Annotated in this window: 9 protein-coding genes and 1 pseudogene; 3 read left to right on the forward strand and 7 right to left on the reverse strand. The window is 68.7% G+C overall.

The features are described from left to right. Window positions 1-499 (reverse strand): TOTE conflict system archaeo-eukaryotic primase domain-containing protein (locus tag RB628_RS31260; protein WP_318323955.1); only part of this gene is annotated, 499 nt, incomplete at its 3' end. Window positions 500-1,086: 587 nt separating this feature from the next. On the opposite strand from RB628_RS31260, the gene RB628_RS31265 reads away from it, so the two are divergent. Both RB628_RS31265 and RB628_RS31270 read left to right on the forward strand, forming a co-directional pair. Beyond that, complete coding sequence (locus tag RB628_RS31265) at window positions 1,087-1,410, forward strand: hypothetical protein (protein ID WP_318323956.1); 324 nt, start codon at window positions 1,087-1,089, stop codon at window positions 1,408-1,410. An 11-nt stretch (window positions 1,411-1,421) separates the two neighbouring features. Further along, window positions 1,422-2,078, forward strand: a complete 657-nt coding sequence (locus RB628_RS31270; RefSeq protein ID WP_318323957.1) for a nucleotidyl transferase AbiEii/AbiGii toxin family protein — start codon at window positions 1,422-1,424, stop codon at window positions 2,076-2,078. A gap of 762 nt (window positions 2,079-2,840) precedes the next feature. Here RB628_RS31270 and RB628_RS31275 read toward each other — a convergent pair. Further along, window positions 2,841-4,067 (reverse strand): IS110 family transposase, encoded by a 1,227-nt coding sequence (locus RB628_RS31275; protein WP_318323977.1) that lies wholly within the window; start codon window positions 4,065-4,067, stop codon window positions 2,841-2,843. A gap of 347 nt (window positions 4,068-4,414) precedes the next feature. Next, window positions 4,415-4,767 (reverse strand): annotated as a pseudogene (locus tag RB628_RS31280) (cation transporter); the annotation flags it as partial. Window positions 4,768-5,056: 289 nt separating this feature from the next. Between RB628_RS31280 and RB628_RS31285 the strand changes: the two are divergent. Next, window positions 5,057-6,553: a vanadium-dependent haloperoxidase gene (locus RB628_RS31285; RefSeq protein ID WP_318323958.1), complete on the forward strand. Its 1,497-nt coding sequence runs from the start codon at window positions 5,057-5,059 to the stop codon at window positions 6,551-6,553. Window positions 6,554-6,779: 226 nt separating this feature from the next. Here RB628_RS31285 and RB628_RS31290 read toward each other — a convergent pair whose 3' ends face one another. The 4 genes from RB628_RS31290 to RB628_RS31305 all read right to left on the reverse strand — a co-directional run bounded on the left by RB628_RS31290 (window position 6,780) and on the right by RB628_RS31305 (window position 10,513). Beyond that, window positions 6,780-7,607, reverse strand: a complete 828-nt coding sequence (locus RB628_RS31290; RefSeq protein WP_318323959.1) for an alpha/beta hydrolase — start codon at window positions 7,605-7,607, stop codon at window positions 6,780-6,782. Between the two features lie 550 nt (window positions 7,608-8,157). Then, complete coding sequence (locus RB628_RS31295) at window positions 8,158-9,228, reverse strand: methyltransferase domain-containing protein (protein WP_318323960.1); 1,071 nt, start codon at window positions 9,226-9,228, stop codon at window positions 8,158-8,160. A 497-nt stretch (window positions 9,229-9,725) separates the two neighbouring features. Continuing rightward, window positions 9,726-10,055 (reverse strand): TfoX/Sxy family protein, encoded by a 330-nt coding sequence (locus RB628_RS31300; protein ID WP_318323961.1) that lies wholly within the window; start codon window positions 10,053-10,055, stop codon window positions 9,726-9,728. Between the two features lie 11 nt (window positions 10,056-10,066). Continuing rightward, window positions 10,067-10,513, reverse strand: a complete 447-nt coding sequence (locus RB628_RS31305) for an SRPBCC family protein (RefSeq protein ID WP_318323962.1) — start codon at window positions 10,511-10,513, stop codon at window positions 10,067-10,069. Window positions 10,514-10,803 lie beyond the last annotated feature (290 nt).

The following is a 10,803-nucleotide window of genomic DNA, read 5'->3' on the forward strand; positions in this document are numbered from 1 at the left end:
ACTGGGTCGTGTCGTCGGGGAACATCGGGTACAGGCCCACATGCAGCTCGCGCTGTCCCGGCTCGGGCCGACTCAGGTGCCGGAAGATCACCTGGTCGGTGAGCGGGAAGAACACCCGCTCAGCTTCCGACTTGGCTTTGTCCCAGGGGTTCTCTTCGGCCGGGCTCCATCCGGTCCGGCCGTTCTTCGCGCTCACCCACCGGTTCGCGTAAACATCCACGCGGCCGACGAACAGTGCTCGGAACAAGGCGACCTTGGCCTGCGGGTCGGAGGCCGCGTCCGCATAGGGCAGGCCACTGCCGGACGGCATCTTGGGCAACGTGGGCGGTGCTTGCCTTTCCACCGCCTCGGGTCGCTCGGGCACGGTGTCGGGTGCCGGCATTCCGAGGCGTTCCCGGAGCCGCCGGTTCTCCTCCGTGAGCTCGGCGATCTGCTCGAGTGCGACGTCGAGCCGGATCCGCAACTCGGCGGGGTCGTCCCAGCCGGACCAGTCATCCACGGGGCAATGATCCAAAAATCCTGACCGGACCGCAGCCGATCAGGACATTTCCGTTCTCGTGTCCCTCGGTCTTCTGGTCCGCGTGGGCGCCGGAGGCATCGACCGATGACGGCTCTACGAGGAAGGTAGTCGGGCATGCAGGACCAGCGACGAGTGAGGCGCGCCGATCCGCAGGGCCATCCACTTCGAAAGCAGACAGTGTCCGCGGCGGTGCCAAAGCAAGGCGGCGGCACGGTTTCCCCGGTCGGAGGCGTGGCCAGGCGCTTGGGGGCCAGGCGCCAGGCGCAGCCCAGGTGGGTCTTGGCCGCGACGAGCGGGGCACCGCTCTGGACGCAGGCCGGGCAGCGCAGCGGGGCGAACCCCTCGGCGGGCAGCAGCCAGTCCAGGTCCAGCGGGTAGGGCCGCTCGCCGCGCCGTACGTCCAGGGACAGGCGCAGCACCGGGGCTCTCAGCTGGTGCAACCGGTAGGGGGTGAGCCTGTGGCGGGCGCGCTCCTCGTGGGTGCTTTCCACACGGGCGTCGACGACGTCATTGACGGACACCACGGTGACCGGTGGACAGCGCTGGCGCAGGGGCATACTGGGCGTATGGAGTCTCGGGTGCGGTATGCGGAGATCCGGCCCTACGCGGTTCCGGAGACGCTGGAGGAGCTGGCCGGTCCGGCGGCCGGGGTGGTGGTTCTGCCGACTGTGCTGGACTGGACGCCGAAGCGTGTCTACGACCTGTCGGACGATGTGGACCTGCGGATGCTCTATGAGACGGTCATCCGGGAGGCCATGCATGCGGGGGAGCTGCGGACGTTCCTGGACCCGGTGCTGCTCTCGGCCGTGTGGCAGAGGCTGTGGCTTCCGCCGCGCGCACGGTTGATGTGGGAAGGGCGATTCCCGCAACTGGCCCGCAGGGCTGCGTAGTATCCGCCTGTATGGATCCCTTTCACGCCCGGCTCGCGCGTATCGGTCTTGGAGCCGCCGCGGGATACGGCTTCGTCCTGGCCGGCGGGTACGCAGTTCAGGCGCACGGGTTCCTGGAACGGCTGTCGGATGACGTCGACCTGTTCACGGACATCGCCGACCCGGTCGCGTTCGCCGAGGCGGTCGACGCGGTGGCTGCGACCTATCGGGCGGCGGGTCTCATCGTTGAGGTGGAGAAGTCCGGTGGGGTGTTCGCCCGGTTCGCGGTCGCTGATGGACAGGGGCGCACGGCGAAGGTGGAGCTCGGGTGCGACTGGAGGGCTCGTCCGCCTGCCGTGTTGGAGATCGGTCCGGTCCTCCATGCCGATGACGCTGTGGCCAACAAGGTGACCACTCTCTTCGGACGGGCCGCGCCACGGGATTACCTCGACGTGAATGCCGCGCTCGCCTCCGGACGGTACTCGGGTGGGCAACTGCTGGAGTTGGCGTTTGAGCACGACGCCGGGTTCGATCCGCGTTACTTCGCCCAAGCGCTGCGGGCGGTCGACCGTTGGCCGGACCGGGAGTACGAGGTATACGGCATCAATGGCGGCCAGGTGGAGGACATGCGCCGACGATTGCGCGCCTGGGCTGCCGAGATCCTCGATGAACGGCTCGACGAGAAATGACCCAGTCGGCCGTGTTGACCTGAGCGCGAACTGGCGGCTCCTTCGCGGCTACGGCGTCGACCATCTGCACAGGGGAGGACAGAGCGCCGGAACTCCGGAGAAGGGGTGCTTGTGGAGGTCCTACAGCGGCTTCCGTGCGAATCTCCGATCGGTCGACAGCGTCGTCGGGAGCCCAGTTCCAGTCTCTCTGGTGGGCCGGTGACAACCCTGGCGGTGGACAGCCTGTGGACAGACGCCTTTGGACCGTGCATCACGAAGGAGCACCGGTCAACCTGCTGCACGTGCTCTGATCAGCACAAACGTCACTGGACAACACGGCGAAACACCAGGCAATACGAATGCTCATGGTCTCGTAATGCGTAGGTCTCGGGTTCGAATCCCGAAGGCGGCTCCGAGGGACGCCGCAGGTCAGGCCTCTGACCTGCGGTTTCTTCGTTTTTTTGACCTTGGAATGTGCGCGCTGAGGGCTCCATGAAGCTGTGCATGTAATGCGTAGGTCGGAGTTTCACTCTCTGGTAGTGGTTGCGTGCCCGTGATCCGCAGAAGTGGTTCTTACCTGCAGTTTTCTTATGTGCTGCTGAATGGCTGGACAGTATCCGCGGAGGGTGGGGTGGCCAAGTGGTGGCCGTCTGTGCGGCGTCGGTGCACGGGGCGGATTGTGGCGCGGGTGGTAGTCGCTGATCGGGGCGCCATGGTTTTGTCGATGCTCTACAACATCATCCGAACGTCGCGTCAGGTCAGACACCCCATGTCGTTGGGGTGTCAAGCGGGAAGCGGGTAGGCGTGGTGTGACCACGCGGTTGCTTCGTCGTAGGTGGTGCGGGTTTTGAGGCAGCCGTGGAGGATGCCGACGAGGCGGTTGCCGACCTGCCGGAGGGCGGGGTTGTAGCCGGCCTCGCGGGCACGCTGCTTGTCGTAGTAGCGGCGGGCGCCGGGCGAGACGCGCAGCGCGGAGAACGCCTGCCGTTGGAGGGCGTCGGCGAGGCGGTTGTTGCGGACGTAGCGGGCCTGGACGGTGTGGCTCTTGCCGGAGGCCCGGGTGACGGGGCTGGTGCCGGCGTAGTTCTTGCGGGCCTTCGCGCCGGCGTAGCGGGTGGGGTCGTCTCCGAACTCGGCGAGCACCCGGGCGCCGGTGATCTCCGCGATGCCGGGCATCGAGAGGTAGATCTCAGCGTCCGGGTGGGCGAGAAAATGCGTCTTCACCTGCGCTTCCATGATGGCTGTCTGCTCGTTCAGCGCGATGATCAGGCGGGCGTGGGCCGTGGCGGCGCCAGCGTAGGCGGCGGTGACCGGTTCGGGCAGGCCGAGCTGCGGCTCGCGCAGGGCGGTCTGGACGGTTGCTGCCTTCGCGTCGCGGTTGCGGCGGCGATGGCGGGCCAGGACGGCGGTGATCTGGGGCCGGGTCAGCTTCGCCCCGGCTGCGGGGGTGGGCGCTTTGACCAGCAGTTCCAGGGCGTCTGTGCTGGTCGGTTCCAGGTCCGCGTAGGCGGCCGGGGCGGCGGGGAAGTACTCGCGCAGCGTGGACCGCAGCCGCTGGAAGGTGCGGGTGCGTTCCCAGATCAGGGTCTGGTGGGCGCGGGCGACGACCCTGACGGCCTGGGCCTGCTCGCTGTCCCCGGCGACCGGCCGCAGCTGGGCCCGGTCGATGCGGACCATGTCGGCCAGCGCGTGTGCATCACCTTTGTCGCTCTTGGCCCCGGACGTTCCGTATCTCTCTTTGAAGCGGGCGACCTGCCGGGGGTTGATCGCGTAGACCTGGTAGCCGGAGGCGATCAGGGCCTGCACCCACGAACCGCGGTCCGTCTCGATCCCCACGATCACCTCGGCCGCATCGAGGTTCTTGCCGCCGTGCCGGGCGACGAGCTCGTGCAGCCTCGCGATGCCCTCCACGCCTTCGGGCAGCCTTGCGGCAGTCAGCTTCCGGCCGGTTTCGTCCTGGACCTCGACATCGTGATGGTCCTCGGCCCAGTCATCGCCGATCAGCAGCAACACGCTCTCCTCGCCTGGTAGTTCGCTTGTTGTGCAGCCTGCGGAAGGCGCGGCACGCGGCCTAATGGATCCAGTGCTCACGCCCCAATCGGCGGGCACGCCACCCCATCAGCGGTCTGGCCTTCCGGCCGACCAGCAGGGGCACGGTCTGACCTCAGAAGTCACGTGCTTCAGGCGATGAAAGTGCTCACCTGCTGGCGGCTACGCCACCGAGTCTCTACGACCCGACAGCTCCCATTAGGCGGCGGCGCGTCCACCAGACGCAGAGGATTCCGAGGCTGAGGGTGAGGCCGAGTAGATCCCGGTCTCGGTCCACTGCAGGGCCCAGAAGTTGCCGGCGGCTGGTAGATCACGCGCTGGTGGTAGTCGGCCACGGCGGAGGCGGAGCCCAGCTCCCGCCCGGCCCGGCGCTGGGCGGTGGACAGGAACGGCGTCACTGCCAGCGAAAGAGCCGCGCGAACGATCCCGGAATCGAGCGGTCCGTCTCCCCTGTCCCGGCCAGAGCACGTACGGCATCCACAGTGACGTAGGCCGTGCGAACGAAGAAGGAGTCGGCGGTGATCCGCAGTGCCGCCTTCTCCCGTGCCTCGCGTGCGGCGTGATCGCGCGCGGAGAACTGCCAGGCGACCGCCGCGGCCGAGGACGCCTCGATGGCAGAGTCGAGGCCGACCAGCGCCAACACCTCCGAAGAGGCGAGAGACCTACCCCGACGGTGCTTCACCAACCCTGGCTGCGGTGACCACGTCGGCATGCGCTCATGGGGCCTGGCATGACCGGATTGGCGCAGGGAGCCGGCGAGGGGCGTCGGCACGGCGTCGACTGGTTCCCCCGGAGCGGCGGCTGTCGTCCCAGCTCGATTCGGAAGCCCCTGTCGCATATGTGCAGATCTTTGTGATTGCTTACCTTTGTCACAACGATCCTGTGATCCCTGACGTCTCATGGGCTGTGGTGCATTTCGCACCTGTTTCATCGGGAACACGGGGGATCGTATGAGTGATCGTCGTTTTGCCGCGCGCGAGGCGCGGATCCGGGCGGCCGAGGCCGAGTTCGAGAGGCACGTCCCGGTCCAGGCCGCCAACGGGGAGGAGACGGACAACCCGTTCGTGGCCAGCTACTCCAAGGCGCTGCCGCACAACAAGTTCGGCGAGGTCGACCCCGCCGCCTACCAGCTGCTGCGCCGGGCGCTGGCCACCGGCAGTTACGAGGACTTCGAGCGGATCCCGCTCGGCGACACTCGCAAGCTGGTCAATCCGCAGGCGGGCCACTCCTTCGACCTTCAGGGCCCGGACGCCCAGGCGCTGGCCATCCGGCCGGTACCGCGCATCGACAGTGCGGAGAACTCCGCCGAGGCGGTGGAGCTGTACTGGATGGCGCTGTGCCGCGATGTGCTGTTCACACGGTTCGGTGACAGTGAGCTGGTCGCCGAGGCGGCCACCGAACTCAGTGGGCTGTCGGACTTCCGGGCGCCCAAGCAGAACGGTCAGGTCACCGCGCGGACCATCTTCCGCGGGGACACCCGGGGCGACCTGGTGGGGCCGTACGTCTCGCAGTTCCTGCTCAAGGACATCCCGTACGGCACGCTGCTGATCCCGCAGCGGCAGGACACGCTGGTCCGCCCGGTCGACCACCTGACGACCTGGGGCGACTGGCTGGAGGTGCAGAACGGTTCCGAACCCGAGCCGGACGAGCGGGACTTCGCGACACGGCGGTACATCCAGACCCCGCGCGACCTGGCGCACTACGTCCATTTCGACGCACTGTACGAGGCGTACCTCAACGCCGCCCTCATCCTGCTCGGCATGAACGCGTCGGCGGATCCCGGCAATCCGTACAACTTCTCGCGCAACCAGATCGGTTTCGGGACGTACGGCGGCCCGCACATCCTCTCGCTCGTCACCGAGGTCGCCACCCGTGCCCTGAAGGCGGTGTGGTTCCAGAAGTGGTACGTGCACCGGCGGCTGCGGCCCGAGGAGTTCGGCGGCCGGGTCCACCAGCAGCTGCGCGGGCAGCGTGAGTACCCGATCGATGGTGAGGTGCTGGACTCCGTCGCCGTCAAGCGGGTCTTCGAGAAGTACGGCAGCTATCTGCTGCCGCAGGCGTTCCCCGAGGGCAGCCCGACGCATCCCTCGTACGCGTCAGGACACGCCACCGTGGCCGGAGCGTGCGTGACGATCCTCAAGGCGTGGTTCGACGAGTCGCACATCCTGCCTGACCCGGTCGTGCCCACCACCGACGGCACCGCCCTGGAGCCGTACCCCGGCCCGGACGCCGGCCGGCTCACCGTCGGCGGGGAGCTCAACAAGGTCGCCGCCAACATCGCCACAGGCCGCAACATGGCCGGCGTGCACTGGCGCACCGACTTCACGGAGGCGGTGCGGCTGGGCGAGGAGATCGCCATCGGCGTGCTGCGCGATGCGAAGGAAGTCACGCTGGAGAACGCGGTGTTCACCCTCAGCCGGTTCGACGGCACCACCATCACCGTCTGACGCTTCGACCGGCCGACGCTCGGGAGCCGAACCCGTAACCGGGTTCGGCTCCCGAGCCAGGGACAGGAACCCCTCGGTGGCACCCAGGGGCTCCGCGCGGTCCCGATGGCGCGCCGGCCGCTGCGGGCGATGCGTTTACGTCCGGCGCGCCAGAGCTTGGGGAACGGGCCGTGCGATGGGCGGTGGCTGACTCCAGCTCCGCCGAGCGGGTGTCCCGGGCTGCCGGCTATGACGGTTGGCGGTGTTTCTCGATGAAGTCGGTCACGAGGCGCGCGTAGTCGTCGGGGTGCGTGACGTGGGGGATGTGCCCGGCCCCCTCGAAGGTGTGTGTGCGGGCCTGGGGCAGTGCCCCCGAGAGTCTGGCGATGATCTCGGCGAACCATGGCGGGCTCTTTGTGCCCTTGGTCAGCAGGGCGGGCCCGGTGTAGCCGGGGAGGCGGCCGAGGCCGAGGTTCGCCCAGTCCGGGTCGGCCTGCTCGTCGAGGAATGTGGGGGCGTTGGTGAGGAAGGTCTGGCGGAGCTGGTCCGGCAGCTGGTCCCAGGCTCCGGGGCCGAGCGCGACCTCCTCCACGAACTGGCGTGCCCCCGCCAGGGTTTCGCCGGCCCGGAGGTGGGCGAGGACGCCTTCGATCCGCTCCCCGGTGGCCGCCATCAGCGGCAGCAGCTGGGTGTCGTCGGCCACCACACCCATGAGCGGGGGTTCGTGGGCGACGAGGCCCCGGAAGAGTTCGGGACGCCGGGAGGCCAGACCGAGCGCGGTCGAGGCGCCGAAGGAGTTGCCCGCGACGTACGCCGGGGCGAACCCCAGGGTCTCCATCAGCGCCGCCAGATCCTCCTCGTCCTCGAACCGCGACCCCTGCCCCGGCGGACGCTCGCTCCGGCTGTGGCCCCGGCGGTCGTAGACCAGTACCCGGAATCGCTCGGTGAGCGCGGGCAGGACCGGGGCCCAGTTGTTGTGGTCGCCCCAGGAGCCGTGCACCAGGACCAGCGGATCGCCGTCCCCGCTCCTTTCCTCGTAGAAGAGCTCGACGCCGTTGACCTCGACCCGTGGCATGTCCCGGTCTCCTCACCGAAAGATGGTGTCCGCCCTGGAGCCATTCAGCCACCGCAAGCCCCGCGCGTACGACCTGCCAGTGCCTGCGTGGACCGAACATCATGCGTCCGGCCCATCGGCGACTCCGGTGCAGGTCGAGTACTGACCGATGCATCCGGGGAAGGGCCGCCTGGCCGGAATCCACGAGACCGGGGAGCTGCGGATCTGCAGGATGGCCGGCTCGGGTCCATGGCCGTCGCGTTGAGTCGAAGCGACGCCGATCGAGGTGTGGGCCTGGAGGGCCGACCAGGGCGCCGTCAGCCGGCAGAGGCCGCCCTCACCGCCCTGGACGCGGATGTGGACGGTGCTGATCGTCGACAGCACAAGGGCCGTGCGGTGGGAGCGTCGGAGTGCTCGCCCGCGTGGTGAGGGTGCCTCGGTGCGGCTCTGGGCCTCGCTGCCGCAGGACACCCTGCTGATACGGCATGGCGGCCACGGCCAAGCCAGCTCGGTCACCCGGGATACGGCTGCTGACGTGCCTGCCCGTACCGCCGCGAGGCTCGCATCCGCTCTACGGCCTGATGTCGTAGAGGACGTTGAACGGATCGTCCGCCGTGGACCGGGCCACGTCGCTGAAGCCCGCCTCGGTGCACAGAGCGCGTACGACCGTCTCGGGCATACCGCACGTTCCGAGGGCGGCTCCGCCGTTCGCGAGGGACGTGGTCATGCAGTAGAACACGCTGAACCCGTAGAGCATCGAGGCAACGGGGCCCACGTTGTCCTCGGGCCGGTCCTCGCAGTTGATCTCCAGCATCAGGTAGTCGCCGTCGTCCTTGACCGCGGCCCTGATGGCGGCAAGCAGCCGCTTCGGTTCCGCCGAGTCGTGGATGACGTCGAACGTGGTGATGAGGTCGTAGTGCCCGGGAAGTCCCTGGGCGGCATCGACCGTCTCGAAGGTCGCCCGGTCGGCGACACCGGCCTTCTCCGCGTTCGCCCGGGCGCGTTCCACCTGGGCCGGGAAGTTGTCGAACCCCGTGAAACGGGAGTGGGGAAACCTCTTGGCGAGCACGATCAGAGCGCGGCCCGCGCCGCATCCCACGTCCGCGACGTCGATGCCGCGCTCCAGCCCTTCGACGACGTGAGGGAAGGTGCTCAGCCAGTCGTCGACCATCACGCTCTCGAACCAGCTGCCGGTGAAACGGCTCATGCCGTCCCACAGGATGTCCGGATAGTCGCTCTGCCGTACGCCGCCCCCACTCCGGAATGCCTCGATCAGTCGTTCGTACGGCGCCCAGGCGGCGGGCATCATCTGGTACACGCCGCCGAGAAACATGGACCCTGTTTCGTCGGCCAGGGCGGGGGCGTGCTCGGCGGGAAGGGTGAAGCGCCCGGGCTCACGCTCCTCCAGATAGCCTGCCGCGGTGAGACCGCGCAGCCACTCGCGTACGTAGCGCTCGTTCAGGTCCAGTCGGTCCGCGAGCTCCTGGCTGCCGGCGGGGCCGTTGGCCGCGAGGTCCTTGAACAGACCCAGCCGGTCGCCCAGGTGGCACAGACCGATGGCCATCGTCCCGCTGATGTCCCCGAGCGCCTTCTCCATGAAGGCTTCGGCCTTCGCTTCGTCCAATTCACGCTGCGCCGCCACGGTGTGCCTCCTGACCGAGCCCGGTCGCGGGGCGCGACCGGGCTCGGAAAGCAAAGCACTGGGCTGTCCCCTCGCGTCGGCCGCCACGTCGGGCAGAGTCGCTCGGGGCCGGATCGCCTCACCCGATCCGAGTACCGGACGCGCAGAGGGACCGACGGCCCGACATCCTGATCCCGAATGGCCTGCAGGCGTGTGTGCGGGAGGGCGAAGCGCGGCATCCCCGATGCCGAACTCGGAGGCGATGGCCTCCAGGGCGCGGCGGTCGCTCAACCGCTCGCCCCACGCCCCACGCCCCACGCCCCACGCCCCACGCCGGACGGCATCCGATGGTCTGGATCGTCTGGCGCCGCGTGGGAGAGGACGTGGTCCGGGTTCAGTGCGGCCGTCACAGGAGGTGGATGAAGCACGGGCGTGGGCGCCGACGGCCGGCCCGGTCTGTCTGAGGCTGACGAATCCTGGCGCGGTGCACCCGGTAACGGAGCGGACCTCCGCGCTCACTACTTGGGCGGCAGGTTCCCGGCGAAGGCGCGTCCTTCGTCGATCCACGTGCCGAGGACGTCATCTTCCGTGAGAGCGGGCCCGGCGACGAGGATCCAGCCGCGCATCGGCCGGCCGGTCATGTCGAAGACGCGCGTGCCGGGCCGGGCCAGGGCCGCGTCGGTGTTGTCGGGGCCGACCCGCACCATGAGATCGTCGCCGCTCACGCCCACGGCCATGTTGCCGCGGTACAGGAAGGCAATCCCCCCGAACATGTGCTTCTCCGTGACGTCGGGATCAGCGCCCAGCAGTTGTCTGATCCGTTCAGCCAGCCCTTCGTCGTATGGCATGAAGGTTCCTCCTACTCTCCGGTGAGCCGGTGTTCGAGGTCGCTCAGGTCCTTGCCGATGGAGGAGCGGACCTGGCGGGCCAGGAGAGGCGCGGTCAGCCGGTAGAAGCCTCCTCCGCCGCCCCGGACATGAATGCGGGCGAGGGTGCCGTGCGGGTCCGGCTCGAAGGTGTAGGTGACGTGCATGGGCATCGGGCCGGCCACGGAGATCATGTCCAGCAGGCGGGGCGGCTCGTACGCGGCCACGCGCAGGACGTAGTCGATGCGTCGGCCGAGGAAATACGCTGTCCGGATGATCTCGGCGCCCACGCCGAAGCCGCCCTGATCCGCTTCCCGGGTCAGCTTCGCGGTGCGGATGCCCTGGGTCCACTCGGCGTCATAGCGCCAGTCCATGGCATACCCGGCCACCAGCTCCGGCGGGAGCGGGACCATTCGCTCCGCGGATACGTCGATCGTCATCGTGTTGCTGCCTCGTCCTCGACCGGCTGGGATCCGGGACCCTGTTACCGCGTCCAGCATCCTCGCGACAGGCAGCGAGCGCACGACGAGCTGTCGCATTCTGCTGGCAAGCGCCGTCGGGCCGGTGCGTCGCAGCGGGACAACACGCGCGTTCTGCGAGACGCTGCCATTAGGGTGGCGGGGAGTGCCGCCTTACGAACTCGGGTACAGCCTGCAGGACCTCGGTCATACGATCCTGACGCGGGCTGACGCGGGCTGACGCGGGCTGACGCGGGCTGACGCGGGCTGAC

It is taken from the genome of Streptomyces sp. ADMS (assembly GCF_033441795.1).
Taxonomy (GTDB): domain Bacteria; phylum Actinomycetota; class Actinomycetes; order Streptomycetales; family Streptomycetaceae; genus Streptomyces.